Source organism: Streptomyces sp. SID12488 (assembly GCF_010548275.1).
In the GTDB taxonomy this organism is placed as follows: Bacteria; Actinomycetota; Actinomycetes; order Streptomycetales; family Streptomycetaceae; genus Streptomyces.
The window spans coordinates 253,443-271,128 of sequence record NZ_JAAGLT010000003.1; the positions used below are offsets into that span (position 1 = coordinate 253,443).

The window sequence follows — 17,686 nt, forward strand, 5'->3', positions numbered from 1 at the left end:
CGCGCCTGTACGGTGGGGCCGGTTCAGGCCTTCCGGAAACGGGCCGCCTGGACCGTCATCGTCCGCTTCAGCCGGGGCCCGAACGGCTTCTCGACCGTGCGGTGGATCACCCAGGCCAGGACCAGCATGCTCGTGATGGTGGCGGCGAGCGTCAGATACGGGTCCAGGCCGAGTCCCCGGTGCAGCACGCGGATGAAGAACCAGCCCAGGTGCTCGTGGATCAGGTAGAAGGGGTACGTCAGCGCCCCCGCGACCGTCAGCCAGCGCCAGTTCATCCAGCTCAGCCAGCCCAGCGCCACCACCGCGACGGCCACGAAGGCGAGCAGGACGATGAGCTGGATGACCTGCGGGTTGCGGTGGAAGTCGCCGGTCGCGCCGGGGTGCCACAGGGACGTCGTCGCGTAGCGCTGCCCCATCAGGAACGAGACGGCGACTATGCCCCAGGTCAGCAGGTCGCTGCCGAACTTGTGGATCAGGAAGAGCGCCAGGCCGCCGATGAAGTAGTGCGCGTACTCCGGCATCACGATCGCGTTCACCAGCGGGTCCTTGGTGACCCCGGCGAGCCCGCTGGCGAGCGTCCACAGGAGGCAGAAGATCACCACGCTCCGGTAGTTGACGCCCTTCCAGACCACGAGCAGCGCGAACAGCGCGTAGAAGCGCAGCTCGGCCCAGAGCGTCCAGCACACGCCGAGCACCCGCTTCACGCCCATGGGCTGCTGCAGCATCGTGAAGTTGACCATGATCTCGTCGGTCCGCAGCGGGTGGACGACCACGGGCAGCAGGAACGCGGCGACGGTGATGATGACGATCGCGGCCCAGTACGCCGGATAGAGGCGGGCTATACGTGAGCGGAAGAAGTCGCCGACCGTCTTGCCCCAGCTGCTCATGCAGATCACGAAGCCGCTGATGACGAAGAAGAACTGCACACCGAGGCAGCCGTAGGTCGCGGCCTGGGACAGGGTCGGGAACATCAGGCCGGGCGACTGGGTCCAGGATTCGGAGACCGTGCCGCCTCTGCCGGCGTAGTGATAGAGGCAGACCATGAGGGCGGCCAGGAGCCGCAGGCCGTCCAGTGCGCGCAGACGGCTTGCGCTCCGTCGCGGAGCGGGCACGGCCGGGGCGGAAGCAGGTTCGGCTTCCCCTGCCCGCGCACCCTGTGGCGATGCCGGATGCGGGGGTGCCATGGTCTGGTCGGCCGCGGTCATCGTGAAGCCTTTCGGGACAAGGGCTGTGGGCCGCAGGGACCGAAGGGGTCAGGGGCAGCGCACGGCATCCACACAGGAGTTGTACGGGTGAAGGATAGGACAGTGTATTGACAGCCGAGGGCGTACATGGGTTGCCCCCCGTTTCGCAACGAAACGGGGGGCGGCTGTCGTACGGTCGAGGCCGCTTCTACTTCTTCACCGTCTTGCCCAGCGCACGCGCCCGGCGAGCGATGCGGCGCACGGTCGCGTTGCGCGGGATGAACGCCAGCTGCACGGGTACGGAGCCGGGCAGGGCGAGCGCGGTCAGACGGCGGCGCTTGAAGTAGCGCCAGGTGTGCGCGTTGAGCCGCGTGGAGAGGTAGGCCTCGGCCGCCGGCCGCAGCTGCGGATAGATCTTCGGCTGCATGGCGAACCCGATGGCCTTGACCAGTCCGGTCAGGTCCTCGTCCACCTGCTTGCGTGTGGGCATCGCCCACTTGGCCACCGCGGGACCGTCCTCCAGATCGGGCAGCACCGCGTCGACGATGGCCAGCGGCACCCGGTTGCTGTTCTGGTAGGGCGCGAGCCGCGCCAGCAGGGTGTCCGTGCCGACCCGGGCGACCGGGATCCCGTACAGCCCGGCCGCTGTGAGCAGTCCGGTGGAGAAGCAGCCGACCACGAGCGAGGGCCGGGCGTGCTGGAAGATCACCTCGGCGAGCACGGGCCGGTCCAGCACGGTGAGTTCGGCGCCGAGCTTCTTCGCCTCGTCCTCCAGTGTGCGCGACCAGTGCGAGGGCGCGACCGGGTGCGGCTTGAAGACGATCCGGCGGTGTCCTCGTGCCACGGCACCGCGCATCATGCGAAGGTGCAGCTCCTCCTCCTCCTCGGGAGTGAGGATGCCGAGCGCCGAAAGGTACTGGCCGAGCAGCAGGGCCGGCCCGTCGGTCGAGCCGGCCGCGGCGACCGTCTCGCCGTCGCTCTCACGCGCGGCCTCCCCGAGTTCACCGAGAACCTTGAGGAACGCCTCGGACGGCACCAGTTCCGGCTCCACCCCGAACTCGGTGAGCAGCAGCGGCTTGAGCCCCGGTACGAGATCGAGGTGCAGCAGCCGTCTGATGTTGGTGCCGACCAGCGGGTCGATCTTGTCGCGAGTGGGCCCGTAGCTCATGAGGCCGTCCGCGTAGACGTCGACGGGTGAGCCGGTGAACAACCGGCACAGCGCCAGTGCGGGATTGACCTGGACGGACTCGACGGCCAGGCGGACGTCGTCGTCACCGAGATTCCACAGCAGCCGCAGGTGCCGCTCCCATATGGGGATGTCGTCGGCGCGCGGGCTCCAGCCGCTGGGGTGGAACGGGGCGATCGTCTCGTTCCACGAGAGCACCTCGTCGAAACGCTCACGGATCCGCTCGAACCCGGACATCTCATCCAGGCCTGGTGTGATCTCGGGAGCGGCGGCGTTGTTGGTGATCAGCAGCAGCCGCCGGTCGGCCGGTTCGAACAGCCCGGCGTCGAGCGCGGCGGCCACCGTGGCGGCGCCGTACAGCGTGGACGCGCAGAAGATCTGAGTGCTGCGAGCCATCAGCCGGCCACCGTCCCGGCGGAAACGGGCCTGCGCCGTACCCGGCGCAGCCGGCCGGCGCGCTGGGCGTCCATGGAGTTGATCGCCTCCGTGAGGACGTCCTGCGGCATCCGCTTCAGGGCGGCGGAGCTCAGTGTGCGCAATTCTCGAGCCACGGCGGGTTCGAACCTCTCGATCGATCCGAGATGATGGGCGATGATCGCGCAGTAGGTGCGCACTGCCTTGGGCAGCAGCTTATCGGCGTCCACATCCCGGGCGGTCTCCTCGATCACCTGGTCGAAGGCCCGGATGAAGTCCAGTTGCCGTACGTCACCGATCTGGGTGAGGGACGACATGACCCCGCGCCGGTAGAAGACACCGAGCAGTCCCACCGCGGCGAACGACTCCGCCTCCCGGTGCAGTTTCCAGATCCACGGCCGGTCCTCCGCCGTGCGCAGCCCGTCGGTGAAGTGCAGGATTCCGCGGTCGACGAGCCGGCGGTGGTAGATGCCCGCCCAGGCGTAGGCGTAGTCGACGGACGTGGAGCGGTCGGTCGGCAGGATCGCGTCCCGGGGTGACATCACCACCTTGCGCCGACCATGAGGGACCCGGTGGATCGTGCGTGCCCTTCCGGTGCACTGCACATGATCCGTACGGACGAAATCGCAGCCCAACTCCTCAATTGCGGCGAGGAGTTGGGGGAAATATCCGGGCGCGAGCCAGTCGTCGCCGTCGAGGAACGTGAGGTATTCGCCACGCGCTTTGTCGATACCGGTGTTGCGGGCGGTGGCCAGGCCTCCGTTCTTCTCGTGGCTGACCAGCACGGCGCCCGGAAGCTCGCGCTCTGCGCGCGCGAGGATGTCCGGAGTGTCGTCGCGAGAACAGTCGTCGACGAGAATGAACTCGAAGTCCTCTCGCGCGTTGGCGCGGAGGCTCTTCAGAGTGTCGGGCGCGTATTGCTGCACGTTGTAGAACGGCACGATGACGGAGAGCTTGACCACGGGTCCAGGTTAGAGCCTCTTCGGACCTCCTACTTTACCCAGGGTTTGATGCGGGGCGAACTGCGTGTGTCGGCCTGGTGAATCAAGGGGGTTTCTGTATGTATGACGCTTCGAATCAAGCTGCGGCGACCCCTTGTTAACTCTTTGTTGCCTTGGGATTGGGTGGAAGCACCCCATGTCGGCTTAAGGTCTTGGGCGTGCCAGCCAGTACCACGAGCCCCATGAGGGTTGCCGTCCTCGCCGATTCCGACACTCGGTGGAAATGGGGTGCGCTCACAGCAAGCCGTATTTCTCCTGATAATTCCGACATTCATCTTGACGGCTACCTCCTCAGAGGTAGAGCCACCCCCACCGCCCGCCAGCTCCAGGAGGTCGGTGTCAGGGCGGACTCGCTCCGCGAGGTGACCGCCCTGGAGTTCCTGCGGGCCATGGACCAGGAGGAGCCGTACGACATCCTCGTGCTCGCTCTGGTCGGCGGTGGCGTCCAGGCGATGCTGCACGGTCTGGCGCAGGTGTGGGACGACACGGCTCTGCGCCCCGTCGTCGTCACCGGCTATGTCGGGGTCGTCTACGAAAAGCTCACTGACGGTCTTCTGCTGCGGCACGGCGCCGACCTGGTCCTCGCGAACTCCCGCCAGGACGCCGACCGTTTCAAGGCCGTTTACGACGGAGTCGGCGCCGATTCGTCATCTGTGACCGAAGTCGCACTTCCGTTCCTGGGTGGCGCGACTTACACAGGTGAGCATGGTCACCCGTACACCGTGGTGTTCGCCGCTCAGCCCTCCGTCCCGGAGAGCCGCAAGGACCGCACGTATCTCCTCGACCGGCTCGTGCAGCACGCCAAGCTGCACCCCGAGCGCGAGGTGCTGCTCAAGCTGCGCTCCAAGCCGGGCGAGCACACCACGCACATCGAGGAACTGCCCTACCAGAAACTGGCCCAGCGCGCCGACCTTCCGCCGAACTTCAAGCTCGTATACGGGCACATGGGCGAGGTCCTGGACCGCACGGACCTGCTGGTCACCATCAGCTCCACGGCCGCCCTGGAGTCCCTGCACCGCAGCATCCCGACCGTCGTGCTGAGCGACCTCGGGGTGCGCGAGGCGCTCGGCAACCACCACTTCGTGGGCTCCGGCTGCCTCGCCTCCTGGGAGCAGCTCGACGCCGGTCACCAGCCCGTTCCCGATGCCGGGTGGGTGGCCCGGCAAGGGGTCGCCGCAGATGGCTCGTACGAGACGGCCTTCGACGCCGCACGCGACAGGATCGACCGTCTTCTGGGATCCTCGAAGCTTCCGCCCCTGGCCCCGTACTACACACCGATGACGGCTCCCGGATATTTGCCGGGTATTCTCGCTCGGCACCACCTCGGCCCCGACGGCGTTCCGCTGCCCGGAGCGCCGGCCGCCGACAAGGAGCCGGGAGCGGTGCGGCAGATCGTGCGTCGCGCGGCCCGCGGCGCCTACCGGCACGGCGTGCAGCGCGTCGCGCCCGTGATCCGGCGGATGGGGGAACTGTGACCCACCGGATCCCCCGTCGAACACGCGAAGAGCGTCAAGGAGTACAGGCAATGTCCAACCCGGAGTCCAACCCGGAAGCGGGCCGAGCGACCGCGCGGCCCCGCGTGCTCGCAGTGATCCCCGCGAGAGGGGGCTCCAAGGGCGTGCCCGCGAAGAACCTGCTGCCCGTCGGAGGGGTCCCGCTGGTCGCCCGCGCGGTGCGCGAGTGCCTCGCGGCCAAGCTGGTCACGGACGTCGTCGTCTCCACCGACGACCAGGCGATCGCCGCCGCCGCCCGCCAGGCCGGCGCCGAGGTCGTGCTGCGCCCCGCCGCCATCGCCGGTGACACCGCGACCTCCGAGGCCGCTGTCCTGCACGCCATGGACGCCCACGAGACGCTGCACGACGCCAAGGTCGACGTGGTCCTGCTCGTCCAGTGCACCAGCCCGTTCATCATCCGCGAGGACGTCGACGGCGTGGTGAACGCGGTCGTGCACAACGGCGCGGACAGCGCGCTGACCGTCGCGCCCTTCCACGGCTTCATCTGGCGCGACGCCGCCGACGACCCGCAGCCGGCGCCCGGCGAGCTCACGGCCGTCGAGGGCGGCACCGGCTCCGTGGCCACCGAGACGGTGACCGTCGGCGGCGGTGGCTATGGTGTAAATCACGACAAGTCCTTCCGGCCGCGCCGCCAGGACCGCCCCCAGGACCTCCTGGAGACCGGCGCCGTCTACGCCATGGACGCGACGGGCTTCCGCAAGTCGAAGCACCGTTTCTTCGGTCACACCGAACCCGTGCGCACCGACCCGGCCCGCGTGCTGGAGATCGACGACCCGCACGACCTCGCCCGCGCCCGGGCCCTCGCGACGCTCTTCGACGCGAACCGCCCCGGCGCCCTCCCGACCGCCGACGACATCGACGCGGTCGTACTCGACTTCGACGGCACCCAGACAGACGACAGGGTGCTGATCGACTCCGAAGGACGGGAAATCGTCTCCGTGCATCGCGGTGACGGACTCGGCATCGCCGCTCTGCGCAAGAGCGGCCTCAATATGCTGATCCTGTCCTCGGAGAAGAACCCGGTCGTCGCCGCCCGCGCACGGAAGCTACAGCTGCCCGTGCTGCACGGCATCGACCGGAAAGACCTCGCACTGAAGCAGTGGTGCGAGGAGCAGGGCATCGCGCCGGAGCGCGTGCTCTACGTCGGAAACGACGTCAACGACCTCCCGTGCTTCGCCCTCGTGGGCTGGCCCGTGGCGGTCGCAAGCGCCCACGACGTTGTGCGCGGCGCCGCACGCGCGGTCACCACCGTTCCCGGCGGCGACGGCGCGATCCGAGAGATCGCCAGCTGGATCCTCGGCCCCTCTCTCGACCCCCTCAACAAGAAGTAAGGAACCAAAAGTCATGACCTCCACCCGCTTGCGCTCGTTCGGCTCGAAGACCGCCGGCCCCGGCCAGCCCGTGTACATCTGCGGCGAGATCGGCATCAACCACAACGGTGACCTTGAGAACGCCTTCAAGCTGATCGACGTGGCCGCCGAGGCCGGCTGCGACGCGGTCAAGTTCCAGAAGCGCACCCCGGAGATCTGCACCCCGCGCGACCAGTGGGACATCGAGCGCGACACCCCCTGGGGCCGCATGACCTACATCGACTACCGCCACCGTGTGGAGTTCGGTGAGGACGACTACCGCAAGATCGACGAGCACTGCAAGAAGCGCGGCATCGACTGGTTCGCCTCCCCGTGGGACACCGAGGCCGTCGCGTTCCTGGAGAAGTTCGACGTCCCGGCCCACAAGGTCGCCTCCGCGTCCCTGACGGACGACGAGCTGCTCGTCGCCCTCCGGCAGACCGGCCGTACGGTCATCCTGTCGACGGGTATGTCCACCCCGAAGCAGATCCGTCACGCGGTCGAGGTGCTGGGCAGCGACAACATCCTGCTCTGCCACGCGACGTCGACGTACCCGGCGAAGGCCGAGGAGCTCAACCTCCGCGTGATCAACACGCTGGAGAAGGAGTACCCGAACGTCCCGATCGGCTACTCCGGCCACGAGACGGGCCTGCAGACCACGCTGGCCGCGGTCGCCCTCGGTGCCACCTTCGTCGAGCGTCACATCACCCTCGACCGCGCGATGTGGGGCTCCGACCAGGCCGCCTCCGTCGAGCCGCAGGGTCTGGTCCGCCTCGTCCGTGACATCCGCACCATCTCCGAGTCCCTCGGCGACGGTGTCAAGAAGGTCTACGAGTCCGAGATCGGCCCGATGAAGAAGCTCCGTCGCGTCACCGGCGTCATCGCCGACGCCGAGGTCGCGGCTGCGGCGGGCGAGCCCGTCACTGCCTGATCCGCAGCACTCAGCGGCCTCACCGGCGCCAGCCGGTGACCACTGTCGTCCACGCGGATCCCCCAGTCCGTACTCACGGAAGCGACGGTCGTACGTCGATGAGCCCACGCGCCGGTACCACCGGCCCCCAAACTCTCGCCTTTGTCGAGAGCCCGGTCCAGCTTCTGAACGTGCTGGAATGGGCGCATGTGCATGCGCACGCGCTCAGCCCGGAGGGGGCCGGCGGTCCGGCGCCGGCTGTTTCCGCCCGCAAAAAGAGTAAATTTTCCAGAAGGGTCCCCGGACAGGCGTCGCGCCGCTGGCGCAGAGGCCGGAGCCGGCCGGAGATCCACCGGGAACCCGCCGGTGGCGGACTGACCCTGGTGGTCCTCTCCCCGGTCGACCCGATGACCCGGGGTCAGCTGCGCCGCATGGCCGAACTCGCCCGCGAGGAGGGTCACGAGGTCCGCTGGGAGGACGCGCGGGCCGGAACCTCGGCCCCTTTCCGCACGATCGGCGGTCTCGCCCCCCTGCTGCGCAGGACGGAGCGGATCGTGATGGGGGACCCGTTCTCCCGCTACGTACAGGTACTTCTCAACATCACCAAGGCCCGCGACCTCGTCGTGGTCGACGACGGCACGGCGACCATGGAGTTCGTCTCCCAGCTCGCGCGCGGTGAGCGCCTGGTGCGCTGGCATCGCAAGTCGCAGCGTCCCGGAGCACGGGACCTGCTGTTCATCCCGGTGTCGTCGAAGGCCCGCCGCCGGCTGACCCCGGGCGGCAGGCGCCGGGTCGAGATCTTCTCCTCGATGCCGATCGGGGAGACCCCCAAAGGCGTCGAGGTCACGTCCAACGACTTCGCCTGGACCCGCTCCCGCTTCGGCCCCCCGGTCATCTCCGAGGGCGCCGACATGGTCGGTACGTCGCTCGTCGAGACGGGCGTGGTCGACGCCGACCGCTACCGCGACGCGGTCCGTACCCTGGCCAAGACCCACGGTGTGACGCGCTACTTCGCCCACCGCCGGGAGAGCGCCGAGAAACTCCAGGACCTGGCGGCCTGCACGGGCCTGGAGGTGGTCCGCCCGGACCTCCCCCTGGAACTGATCGCCCGCCGCGGCCCCATCGGCCGTACGATCCTCAGCTTCCCCTCGACGGTCGTCCACACGCTCCCGCTGGCCCTGGCGGGCACGGACGTCAAGGTCGCCGTCTGCGACATCGACCCGGCCTGGCTCACGGCGAACGCGTCACCGCGGGCGCAGGGGTTCCTGTCGGGCGTCACGGGCTCGGCCCGGGACGTGCAGCGCGTGTCGACGGAGTCGGACCAGCCGGTGAAGGAAGCGAAGGCGACGGGCTGAGCACCCGTGTCCCCTGAGACTCTTCAGGTGTCCCTCGTCACACAGAACTCGTTGCCCTCCGGGTCCAGCAGGACCACATGGTCGTCGTGGCGGGCGAAGACGGTGGCACCCAGCGCCGTGAGCCGGTCGAGCTCGGTGGCGGGATCGGGCGCCGACAGATCCAGGTGGAGCCGGTTCTTCACGCGCTTGGGCTCCGGAACGCGCTGGAGGAAGATGCGGGGACCCCCGTCCAGCGGCTCCAGCAGGACCGTCGGGTCGTCCTCCGGACCATCGATCCCCAGCGCCCGCAGCCGGGCGAGTTCGGCCTCGTCGTACGGGGCGACGGCGTATCCGTCGAGCGCGGCGGCCCAGAAGCGGGCCAGCGAGGCGGGGTGGGCCGAGTCGACGACGATGTCCTGGAGGCGTGCCATACGGGCATGATGCGGGCGTGGACGGCCGGTCGTCCGCCCGATTTCCCGACCCGGGGCTAAGCCGACGGCTTGCGCGCCAGCAGGTACGCGCGCTGCCGGATCTCGCCCTCGTACGGTTCGCGGACCGTTTGCGCGTGCAGAGTCAGGCCCGCCTTCGCCAGGAGTCCGGCCACCCTGTCGGGCGTACGGAACCAGTAGTCCAGCGACATCTCGTGGCCGAAGCGTTCCGCGAGGTGCAGGGGGCCGTCGTCGGAGCCCGTCTGGAAGCCCAGGAGGACATGGCCGCCGGGGGCCAGGACGCGGCGGAACTCCGCGAACACCGTGGGCAGGGCCGCGTCCGGGACGTGGATGATCGAGTAGAGGGCCAGGACTCCGCCCAGGGTCTCGTCCGGGAGGTCCAGGGATGTCATCGACCCGACGTGGAACCGGAGCCCGGGGTGGGCCCGGCGGGCCAGCGCCACCATGCGCGGGGACAGGTCCACGCCGAACACCGGGACGCCGAGGGCGTGCAGTCTCGCGGTCACATCGCCGGGGCCGGAGCCGATGTCCGCGACGGGCGCGGGGCCCTGCGCCCGCACCAGCTCGGCGAAGGCGGCGAGGAGGGCGCGGTCCAGGGGAAGATCCGCCAAGTGGTCCGCGTATCGCTCCGTGTAGTCGGCGGCCATGGCGTCGTAGGACGCGCGGGTGGCGTGGAGGAAGTCCGGTGAGTCCGGTACGGCGGCCTGTATGGAGTCCGGTACGGACGCCTGGTTCGGGGCGGTCACGGGGGTGCACGTTACCCGGGGGCGGTGCGGCCCAAGGGGCGTTTAAGCGGGCGGCGGAGACTGTGGGCCAATGTTCATGTGCCGTGACCCCGGACGTTTCGGTGGGTGGACAGTCCCGTCGGCGCGGTGGACGGCGTGGCATCGTGGACGGAGGTAAACGCAAGTGGCTGCCGGGAAAGGGCCGCTATTTTACCCGTTCCAGTTCGCGAGTATGCCTCCGGCGGTCAGATTTTCTTCCTCTAACAGGTTGAAATTTTGTTGATCCTGGTCAGCCGACCGCCCGGGCGTCCTACCCTTCAGAGGGTGAACCACATGATGTCCCGAGAGTCCGAGGCCGATCTCCCCGGGGAAGCCGCGCTTCCCGGCACGCTGCCGGAGGCGTTGCGCGCCGAGCTTGTCGCGTTCCGGCGCGACCTGCACATGCACCCGGAGCTCGGCAACCAGGAGTTCCGCACCACCGCAGCCATCAAGGCACGGCTGGAGAAGGCCGGCCTCAAGCCGCGCGTGCTCGCCACCGGAACCGGGCTCATCTGTGACATCGGCGACATCGGCGCCGACCCCGAGGGCCAGGACGGCGGCACCGCCGTGCCCGCGCTCGCCCTGCGCGCCGACATCGACGCCCTCCCCATCCCGGACACGAAGAGTGACTGCGCGTATCGCTCCACCGTGCCCGGCCGCGCCCACGCCTGCGGCCACGACGTCCACACCACCGTCGTCCTCGGCGCCGGGCTCGTCCTCGCCGAGCTGCACCGGCAGGGCGCTCTGCCGCGGCCGGTGCGGCTGCTCTTCCAGCCCGCCGAGGAGATCCTGCCCGGCGGCGCCGCCGACGCGATCGAGTCCGGCGCGCTCGACGGGGTCGGCCGGATCATCGCCGTGCACTGCGACCCGAAGGTCGACGCCGGGCGGATCGGGCTGCGCCACGGTCCCATCACCTCCGCGTGCGACCGCCTGGACATCTCGCTCGACGGCCCCGGCGGCCACACCGCGCGCCCCCACCTCACCACCGACCTGGTCGCCGCCGCCGCCCGCGTCGCCACCGAGGTGCCCGCGCTCGTCGCCAAGCGCGTCGACGCCCGCAGTGGGCTCTCGGTGACCTGGGGGCGGATCGAGTCGGGGCACGCCTGCAACGTGATCCCCCAGCACGCCGAGCTCTCCGGGACCGTCCGCTGCCTCGACCTCGACACCTGGCACCAGGCTCCCGACCTCGTCCACGCGGCGATCGACGAGATCGCCGGCCTGTACCGGGCCAAGTCCGAGATCACCTACGTGCGCGGGGTGCCGCCCGTCGTCAACGACGCGGAGGTCACGGAGCTGTTGCGTGACGCCATGACCGCCCGGCGCGGCACCCACTCCGTCGAGGACACCGCGCAGAGCCTCGGCGGCGAGGACTTCTCCTGGTACCTGGAGCACGTGCCCGGCGCGATGGCCCGGCTCGGCGTGCGCAGGCCGGGGGAGCGGGGATCGCGCGATCTGCATCAGGGCGACTTCGACGCCGACGAGTACGCGATCACGGTCGGTGTGGAACTTTTCACCGCCGCCGCGCTCATCGACGCGCAGGAGCGACAGAAGTAGGAAGGCCGGGGAACGGTGCCTGCTGTGCGTCCTGTTTCTCGGACGGGCTCACGCCATCCAGAAGAAGACGGCCGTCAGCCGCTTCTCCTCGATTGTCGTCCCGCAGTAACCGGTCGCGCTGTGCACGAGGTTGGCGTTGTAGAGGAGCAGGCGGTTGTACTTGTGCGGGACGCGTACGTCCTCCTCGAAGGCGTCCGGTGCCACGAACCGGGTGCCCAGCGCCTCGACCAAATTGTTGTGCGGGGCTTGGACCGTGTTGCCGCCGAGCCGTCCGCCGGGCAGGGACTGGCGGAAGAAGCTGGTGCCGCAGTCCTTGGGGACGCCCGGGTTGAGGTAGAGCACGGCCGCGTACCGGCACAGTGCCCGTGAGTCCGTGTGCGGGCGGGGCGTGCTCTCGCCCTCGCCGACCACCTGGACGCAGTTGTGGTTGAGGGTGCCGCCGCCGGGGGCCTTTTGCACCCAGAGTTCCTTCGCACCGGTCGCCTGCCTCACCAGCCGCTCGATCCGCCCCAGCTCGGCTGGTTCGAGACCCGGCATGGCCCGCAGTCCGGGCCAGCTCTCCGAGGTGTAGGGGTGGCCCTTCGTCCAGTCGTCCTTGGCGAGACACTGCTCGCGCACGGCGTCCACGCCGGGCAGGACATCGTCCAGGACCCAGTAGTCGCGGCCCTTGGTGGGCTTGCGGTAGGGCAATACCGGGAGGGCGGGGCGGGCAGGGGCGGCCCGGAAGGGAGGTGGTGGCTGTGGGGGCATGGGTCAGAAGGTAGGGCGGGCCTGGTTTTACTTTTGTCCGTACTCGGTCACTTTTTGCCCGGCTTCGGTCAATCTTCGGTCATTGACATCCTCCCCCTCTTAAAAGAGGGGGATTCCAACCCAGGTGGGTTGAGGTTCACGGACGCTCGAACGGTCGGTGGCCGCTGTCATCCCTCCGGCACCGGCTGTTCGCCGGGGGCGGGGAATTCCGCCCTGTCCTGCCGCGACGTTGGTTGCTGCGTTGGTGTCCGCGTTGCAGGTGAAGCCGCAGGAGGAACAGACGAACTCGGCTTGGCTCTTGCGCGAGTTCTTGTCGATCCATCCGCAGGCGCTGCACCGCAGACTCGTGTACGGGGCGGGCACGTCTTCGACGCGTCCGGGGGCCTTGTGCTCGGTGCGCTGACGCAGGAGGCCCCAGCCCTGGGCGAGGATGCTCCGGTTCAGTCCGGCCTTGGCGGCGCGGCCGTTCTTCAGGAACATGCCGGGCGTCTCGGGGTCGGCCTTCGGCTTGGCCTTGGCGGTCATGTTGCGGATGCTCAGCTTCTCGAAGCGCACCAGGTCGTAGGTGCGGGCGAGCATCGTTGAGGTCTTCTCGCACCAGTCCTTACGCCGGTCGGCTTCGCGGGCCTTGAGTTTGGCGACCTTCGCGTACTCGGCGGTCTTCTCCGGGCTGCCCTTCTTCGCCCTCGCCGCACGCCGCTGGTGCTTGCGGATCTGCGCCCGCTCTTTGGTCGTGAGCTGCGGACAGTCGAGCGTGCGGCCATCCGACAGGGCGGCGGTGATCTTCACGCCCCGGTCGATGCCAATGATCTCACCGGTCCCGGGCGCGTCGATCGGCTCGGGGATGACCGCGAACGCGATGTGCCACTGCCCGTTCTTCAGCGTGACGCGGAACGTCTTCGCCGACGGGAGCCCGGTGCGGGTGAGGCGGAAGTGCACCCAGCCGCAGCCGGGCACCTTGACCTGCGCCCACCGCTTGTTCAGCTTCTGCACCACCACGGACCGGCCCATGACTTGTTTCTTGGTTTTCGGGTTGATCTTCGCCGTGCCGTCGTCGTTGAACTCGGGTACCCGGTCGGTACCGATGACCCGGAAGCCCTCGTGCTTGAACCGCTTGCGCCAGGTCGGTTCCCCGAACCCGGACGTGAACTTGGCGTTCTTGGCCTTCGCGAAGTCTTTGAGGGCCTGCTGCATCACATCGGCGTTGCCCGCGCGCAGCCACTCGTTCTCGCGCCGGGCTTCGGTGAGCTGCTTGCACTGCTCTGCGAAACCAGGCGCGGCCTTGCGGCCCTTGTACCAGTGCGAGTGCTGCTCAACAGCAAGGTTCCAGACGTACCGGGCGTGCGCACAGTGATTCGAGCATGACGCTCGCCTGCTCGCTCGTCGGGTACATCCGGAAACGTGACATGCCGTCACTTTAATGGCACCATGACGGCATGGTCAAATTCACGCTCCGCATCCCCGACGACTTCCATGCCCGGCTGACCGCTCAGGCTTCCGACGACCGGCGGTCCCTCAACTCCGAGCTGCTCTACCTGCTTGAGGCCGGCCTCACCGCCGTCGCTCCCGAGACGCCGGATCGCCCTGACGGCGATTCGGCTACCTCTACCCCGCTACGCGGGAGCGGGCATTCACCCCGGCCCTGAAGGACCGGGCACCCTGCCCGGAAGCCAGGTGGACGTCTCTCCCGGCGTTCCTTGGCGCGCCCGGCCGGGCATCGTTTCCCGCGCATGCGTCGCTTGGGTTCCGCGCGGGGCGCCATCCTGTTCGTCACGTGAGCCGCGACTGCGGCCACAGTAGGACAACCCTGTTGGGCGCCTGTCTGGAAACCTCGGGGCCCCTCAGTGACTTGTTTCTCGGAGGGCCCGGTTCTCCCAAGTTGCGGTGGCCCGGCTCGGCGTCCGCACGCCCGGTGAGCGGAACGTACGTGATCTGCGCCAGGGTGGCTTCGATGCCGACGAGTCCGCCATCACGGTGGCGTGGAGATCTTCACGGCGGCGGCGCTGCTGAACGCTGTTTAGGCTGACTGGACGAGGACGTTCGGCATATAGCGGTCAGCCTCGTCCAGAGCCGCCAAGTATGCGCGGGCAGGCTGTCCTGACTGCTCGATCACATGGGGTGTGTGCCCGACACGACGGCTATTCTCCAGGTCGCCGTACTCCCACTGACGTGCACAGACAAGGCCTGTTCAACCAGGTCTGTGTACACCTGACCAATGGTGATGGGGCTGTCGCATTTGACACGGTTGGGCGCTTGGGTCGGGTGCTTGCGGTCGACGATGGTCACTGTGCCCGCTCCCGAGCAACTGGCATGCACGGTGTAGACGTCCGTCAACGGCTTGAACACGGGAAGGTCCGTGTCCGCAGTGCCATTGGTCACGGGGACGAGGAATTGTGCCTTGGCCGGAAGGTCGAGCCCCGAGCCTTTGACGGACTGGCTGGACTGAGTAGGCTGCGCGGTGTGGGAACTCTTGGTGTCGCGGGTTGCGGTGTCGTCAGTTGCCGCGCAGGCGGCCGTGAGCGACAGGACGAGCAGTGTGGGGACGGCGATGGTACGGCGACCCATGGAATCTCCTTGGTGGAATGACGCGGCCCCGGTGTCAAGGCCGGAGCCGCGCCTGTGGTCAGCCGAGATCAGTTGATCTCCCAGCCCTCTCGATAGGGCGCCCACACCGTCATGTTCTTCTTATTGGTCACCGAGCAGTCACCGTTGAGCGTGGCCGTGTAGCCCTTGATGTTCTCCTTCATGATTCCGTAGTCGCCGGTGACGGTCGAGTGTGCCTGTACCTTGCCGCTGGTTCCGACGTGCAGCGACGACGTCCAGCTCTTCGAGGCGTTGAAGTTCACTTCGGCTTTGATCTTTCCGAGCCACATCACCTTGTACTCCCCGCTGAGGGTGAGGGAGCCGCCTATGCTTGTAGTTCCCGACTTCTCTGAACTGAAGTTGTAATTGATCGCGTAGGACTTGTTGTTCGTGACGTATGTCGAGTACTTCACGGACATCGTGTTCTTCACGTTTTGCGTGATGTGAACAAAAGGTCCTCCCTCGCTGCAGTGGCTGCTCGGCGAGGAGTCGGGCTCGCTCAACTTCGGGCCGTCGACCTCGCCCGGGATCGAAAGATCCTCCTGCAGTGCCTCGTCGCTTTCCACTCCAGTCGCGGCCGCCACCGAATTGACGGTCGACGGCTGCGCATCGAGGTCGTCGGCGAGTGCCGGTGTTGCACTGCCCATGAGCAGCAATCCGGTCATGACTGCTGCGGCATGTATCTTCAACGCTTTTGCCCCCTGAATTTCCGGCCACCCGGTGGCGGATCGCCGTTACGCATTGATCGAACCACGGGATGACATGGCAATGACAGGAAGTTGAGCGAATCTTGAGGGTTCGCGGAATCGTTCGACTTATCGAACCGCCGTTCAAGGTCAAGGCAGGTCTTCAGGCGCGCGGTCTGGGATGGTGTTCCGCTAGCCTCGATCTTTCTTGAGGGTCCGCCGACGGAGTCGGTGGACCCTTTTGCTTTCCGGAGCTGATGCCGGGCAGGCCGGTGGCCCGGCTGTCGCGTCGGGTGGGCGCCGGGTTCCACTGCCCGGGGCGGGTGATGCTGTCGCGGGGACGGTGGGTTGCTGGTCAGCCGGGGTCGGGCAGGAGCGCGAGCCGTTCGAGGGCGGCGGTGATCTTGTCGGTCCAGGGCCAGTGCCGGGCGAGGCGGAGAATCCTGCGCCGACCGGTGGTGACGAGCTGGCCGGCTGCGGAGAACAGGCGGAACCGCAAGCGACGCGGTTCCCAGAGCCTTGCCCGGCCGGTCAGGGCGAGCATGGGCATCCATGCCAGCAGGTCGAGCGCGATCTGGACGATCTCCATCCAGACCCGGTTCTGGGCGGTGTCGTGCAGGGGCAGGTTGCGCAGGCCGGTGGCCCGGGCGTTGCGGATCCGGTCCTCGGTCCGTGCCCGGAGCCGGTGACGCAGCTCGAGGGCGGCGATCGGCCGGCCGGTGGTGTTGGTCGCGAAGCAGGTGATCCGCATGCCGTCCGCGTCCGTGATCCTCAACTGGGCGCCGGGATGGGGCCGTTCCCTGCGGACGATGAGCCGCATGCCCTTGGGCCAGCCGTTAAGGAGCTTGCCGGTGAGCTCGGCGACCCAGGCCCCGTCCCGGGCCTCACCGTCGCTCTCGACGGCCGGGGTCCAAGCCGAGGCGGGGACCTTCAGTACGTGTTCGTGGATTGCTTCGGTGACCGTCATGCCGACCGAGTAGGACAGCCATCGGCCCCGCTTCGTGAGCCAGGAGACGAAGTCGTGGGTGCCGCCGGCGGAGTCCGTGCGGATCAGCGTCTGCCGTCCTCGTCGGTAGCGCTTGGGTGGTTGGGCCAGGGCGAGTTGGGCGGTGGTGATGTGGTCGGCGGCGGTGTTGGAGCCCGCGTTTCCTGGTCTGAGGAGGGTGGCGACGGCCTCTCCGGTTCCGCCCGGTCCGTGGTCGACGAAGGCCGTCAACGGGTGATGGCCGTAGGTCTTCTTCCAGGTCGCGGCCGCGTCCTGATTGTCGGAGTGGGCGATCACGAGGACGCCGTCGAGGTCGACAGTGACCTGACCGTCGGCGTCCGGGGCGTTCTCGCCCGCCAACGACCAGGCACGATGACGGACTTCGGAGCGTGCGGACCGGACGGCCTGCAGGGCTTTCCCGCCGGATGCGGCGAGGGTGTCGATCAGGCGGGAGACGGTCGGGTCGGAGGCGACCGGGCCGAAGACGGCCGGCTCACACCGCAGCATGGCGACGTCCGCGAGGCAGTCCCCGCCCAGTGCGACAGCCATGGCGACGTCCAGGAGGATCTTGCCGGGATCGTGGACGGCCCGCGGCTTCCGCCACGGAACCAGAGCTGCGGATATCGCCTGGTCAAGGTCCGTCTTGCGGACCGTCTCCAGCAGCAGGACCGCACCGGCCTGCGAGACCACCTGCCGACCGTCTCCCTGGACACGGACACGTGGGTACGACGAGATAGGCTCTCTCACCTGGAAAGTGCTCTTTTCCTTGCAGTCAACAGGACCCTCAGCAAGTCCTATCGTTGCAGGTCAAGGGCACTTTCCGTGTTTCTGATCAGCTCTTGGACAGCCCACCTCGTGAAAGCGCGAGGCTAGAGGGTCAGTCGTCACATTCCCGCCTGCTTGGCAACGCCGCGCATGCTCCCTTGCAAGGGGCCCCGCTCGCCGCACCAGGCACAGACTCACGTATCACCCCACCGGTACGAGGGCCTGCGCCCGGCAGGCCGAGAGCGCGCCTACTCGGAC

At 68.2% G+C, this 17,686-nt stretch carries 16 protein-coding genes and 1 pseudogene; 7 read left to right on the forward strand and 10 right to left on the reverse strand.

Annotated features, from left to right (window positions below):
* Nucleotides 1–23: 23 nt before the first annotated feature.
* The 3 genes from G3I56_RS07265 to G3I56_RS07275 all read right to left on the reverse strand — a co-directional run bounded on the left by G3I56_RS07265 (nucleotide 24) and on the right by G3I56_RS07275 (nucleotide 3,746).
* A complete protein-coding gene (locus G3I56_RS07265) occupies nucleotides 24–1,205 on the reverse strand; it encodes an acyltransferase (RefSeq protein ID WP_203689359.1) in 1,182 nt (393 codons plus the stop codon).
* Nucleotides 1,206–1,392: 187 nt separating this feature from the next.
* Nucleotides 1,393–2,766: an alpha-2,8-polysialyltransferase family protein gene (locus tag G3I56_RS07270; protein WP_164408035.1), complete on the reverse strand. Its 1,374-nt coding sequence runs from the start codon at nucleotides 2,764–2,766 to the stop codon at nucleotides 1,393–1,395.
* Nucleotides 2,766–3,746 (reverse strand): glycosyltransferase family 2 protein, encoded by a 981-nt coding sequence (locus G3I56_RS07275; RefSeq protein ID WP_164408036.1) that lies wholly within the window; start codon nucleotides 3,744–3,746, stop codon nucleotides 2,766–2,768. Before G3I56_RS07275 ends, G3I56_RS07270 begins: the two co-directional genes overlap by 1 nt.
* 197 nt (nucleotides 3,747–3,943) lie before the next feature.
* Here G3I56_RS07275 and G3I56_RS07280 point away from each other — a divergent pair, with 197 nt between their 5' ends.
* The 4 genes from G3I56_RS07280 to G3I56_RS07295 all read left to right on the forward strand — a co-directional run bounded on the left by G3I56_RS07280 (nucleotide 3,944) and on the right by G3I56_RS07295 (nucleotide 8,913).
* On the forward strand, nucleotides 3,944–5,260 hold the full coding sequence (locus tag G3I56_RS07280; RefSeq protein WP_164408037.1) for a DUF6716 putative glycosyltransferase: 1,317 nt from the start codon (nucleotides 3,944–3,946) through the stop codon (nucleotides 5,258–5,260).
* A 50-nt stretch (nucleotides 5,261–5,310) separates the two neighbouring features.
* Nucleotides 5,311–6,630 carry an N-acylneuraminate cytidylyltransferase gene (locus tag G3I56_RS07285; RefSeq protein ID WP_164408038.1) on the forward strand — a complete coding sequence of 440 codons (1,320 nt, stop codon included), beginning with the start codon at nucleotides 5,311–5,313 and terminating at the stop codon, nucleotides 6,628–6,630.
* A 13-nt stretch (nucleotides 6,631–6,643) separates the two neighbouring features.
* Nucleotides 6,644–7,579 carry an N-acetylneuraminate synthase family protein gene (locus tag G3I56_RS07290; RefSeq protein WP_164408039.1) on the forward strand — a complete coding sequence of 312 codons (936 nt, stop codon included), beginning with the start codon at nucleotides 6,644–6,646 and terminating at the stop codon, nucleotides 7,577–7,579.
* 98 nt (nucleotides 7,580–7,677) lie between these two features.
* The gene (locus G3I56_RS07295; RefSeq protein ID WP_164408040.1) at nucleotides 7,678–8,913 is read left to right on the forward strand and encodes a hypothetical protein; all 1,236 of its coding nucleotides are present in this window, start codon (nucleotides 7,678–7,680) and stop codon (nucleotides 8,911–8,913) included.
* A gap of 23 nt (nucleotides 8,914–8,936) precedes the next feature.
* On the opposite strand, the gene G3I56_RS07300 is transcribed toward G3I56_RS07295, so the two are convergent.
* Together G3I56_RS07300 and G3I56_RS07305 are read right to left on the reverse strand one after the other, a co-directional pair.
* Nucleotides 8,937–9,323 (reverse strand): VOC family protein, encoded by a 387-nt coding sequence (locus tag G3I56_RS07300; protein WP_164408041.1) that lies wholly within the window; start codon nucleotides 9,321–9,323, stop codon nucleotides 8,937–8,939.
* 56 nt (nucleotides 9,324–9,379) lie between these two features.
* On the reverse strand, nucleotides 9,380–10,087 hold the full coding sequence (locus G3I56_RS07305; RefSeq protein ID WP_343239888.1) for a class I SAM-dependent methyltransferase: 708 nt from the start codon (nucleotides 10,085–10,087) through the stop codon (nucleotides 9,380–9,382).
* A gap of 315 nt (nucleotides 10,088–10,402) precedes the next feature.
* On the opposite strand from G3I56_RS07305, the gene G3I56_RS07310 reads away from it, so the two are divergent.
* Nucleotides 10,403–11,659: an amidohydrolase gene (locus G3I56_RS07310; protein ID WP_164408208.1), complete on the forward strand. Its 1,257-nt coding sequence runs from the start codon at nucleotides 10,403–10,405 to the stop codon at nucleotides 11,657–11,659.
* Nucleotides 11,660–11,707: 48 nt separating this feature from the next.
* Here G3I56_RS07310 and G3I56_RS07315 read toward each other — a convergent pair whose 3' ends face one another.
* Both G3I56_RS07315 and G3I56_RS07320 read right to left on the reverse strand, forming a co-directional pair.
* Nucleotides 11,708–12,409 (reverse strand): DUF6445 family protein, encoded by a 702-nt coding sequence (locus tag G3I56_RS07315; protein ID WP_164408042.1) that lies wholly within the window; start codon nucleotides 12,407–12,409, stop codon nucleotides 11,708–11,710.
* Between the two features lie 99 nt (nucleotides 12,410–12,508).
* On the reverse strand, nucleotides 12,509–13,825 hold the full coding sequence (locus G3I56_RS07320) for a transposase (RefSeq protein ID WP_343239889.1): 1,317 nt from the start codon (nucleotides 13,823–13,825) through the stop codon (nucleotides 12,509–12,511).
* A 20-nt stretch (nucleotides 13,826–13,845) separates the two neighbouring features.
* Here G3I56_RS07320 and G3I56_RS07325 point away from each other — a divergent pair, with 20 nt between their 5' ends.
* Together G3I56_RS07325 and G3I56_RS43645 are read left to right on the forward strand one after the other, a co-directional pair.
* Nucleotides 13,846–14,055: a toxin-antitoxin system HicB family antitoxin gene (locus G3I56_RS07325; RefSeq protein WP_164408043.1), complete on the forward strand. Its 210-nt coding sequence runs from the start codon at nucleotides 13,846–13,848 to the stop codon at nucleotides 14,053–14,055.
* 235 nt (nucleotides 14,056–14,290) lie between these two features.
* Nucleotides 14,291–14,430 (forward strand): annotated as a pseudogene (locus G3I56_RS43645) (amidohydrolase); the annotation flags it as partial.
* Nucleotides 14,431–14,518: 88 nt separating this feature from the next.
* Here the strand turns inward: G3I56_RS43645 and G3I56_RS07330 are convergent.
* The 3 genes from G3I56_RS07330 to G3I56_RS07340 form a co-directional block, all read right to left on the reverse strand.
* Nucleotides 14,519–14,974, reverse strand: coding sequence for a hypothetical protein (locus G3I56_RS07330; RefSeq protein ID WP_164408044.1), 456 nt, complete (start codon nucleotides 14,972–14,974; stop codon nucleotides 14,519–14,521).
* Between the two features lie 68 nt (nucleotides 14,975–15,042).
* The gene (locus tag G3I56_RS07335; protein WP_164408045.1) at nucleotides 15,043–15,681 is read right to left on the reverse strand and encodes a hypothetical protein; all 639 of its coding nucleotides are present in this window, start codon (nucleotides 15,679–15,681) and stop codon (nucleotides 15,043–15,045) included.
* Between the two features lie 352 nt (nucleotides 15,682–16,033).
* Nucleotides 16,034–17,410 (reverse strand): IS1380 family transposase, encoded by a 1,377-nt coding sequence (locus G3I56_RS07340; RefSeq protein ID WP_164408046.1) that lies wholly within the window; start codon nucleotides 17,408–17,410, stop codon nucleotides 16,034–16,036.
* Between the last annotated feature and the right edge of the window lie 276 nt (nucleotides 17,411–17,686).

What these genes read in the sequence shown, in the direction of transcription:
- G3I56_RS07265 (WP_203689359.1), bottom strand. Translation starts at nt 1,205, where the DNA reads ATGACCGCGGCCGACCAGACCATGGCACCCCCGCATCCGGCATCGCCA.
- G3I56_RS07270 (WP_164408035.1), bottom strand. Translation starts at nt 2,766, where the DNA reads ATGGCTCGCAGCACTCAGATCTTCTGCGCGTCCACGCTGTACGGCGCC.
- G3I56_RS07285 (WP_164408038.1), top strand. Translation starts at nt 5,311, where the DNA reads ATGTCCAACCCGGAGTCCAACCCGGAAGCGGGCCGAGCGACCGCGCGG.
- G3I56_RS07290 (WP_164408039.1), top strand. Translation starts at nt 6,644, where the DNA reads ATGACCTCCACCCGCTTGCGCTCGTTCGGCTCGAAGACCGCCGGCCCC.
- G3I56_RS07295 (WP_164408040.1), top strand. Translation starts at nt 7,678, where the DNA reads ATGAGCCCACGCGCCGGTACCACCGGCCCCCAAACTCTCGCCTTTGTC.
- G3I56_RS07300 (WP_164408041.1), bottom strand. Translation starts at nt 9,323, where the DNA reads ATGGCACGCCTCCAGGACATCGTCGTCGACTCGGCCCACCCCGCCTCG.
- G3I56_RS07310 (WP_164408208.1), top strand. Translation starts at nt 10,403, where the DNA reads ATGTCCCGAGAGTCCGAGGCCGATCTCCCCGGGGAAGCCGCGCTTCCC.
- G3I56_RS07315 (WP_164408042.1), bottom strand. Translation starts at nt 12,409, where the DNA reads ATGCCCCCACAGCCACCACCTCCCTTCCGGGCCGCCCCTGCCCGCCCC.
- G3I56_RS07325 (WP_164408043.1), top strand. Translation starts at nt 13,846, where the DNA reads ATGGTCAAATTCACGCTCCGCATCCCCGACGACTTCCATGCCCGGCTG.
- G3I56_RS07330 (WP_164408044.1), bottom strand. Translation starts at nt 14,974, where the DNA reads ATGGGTCGCCGTACCATCGCCGTCCCCACACTGCTCGTCCTGTCGCTC.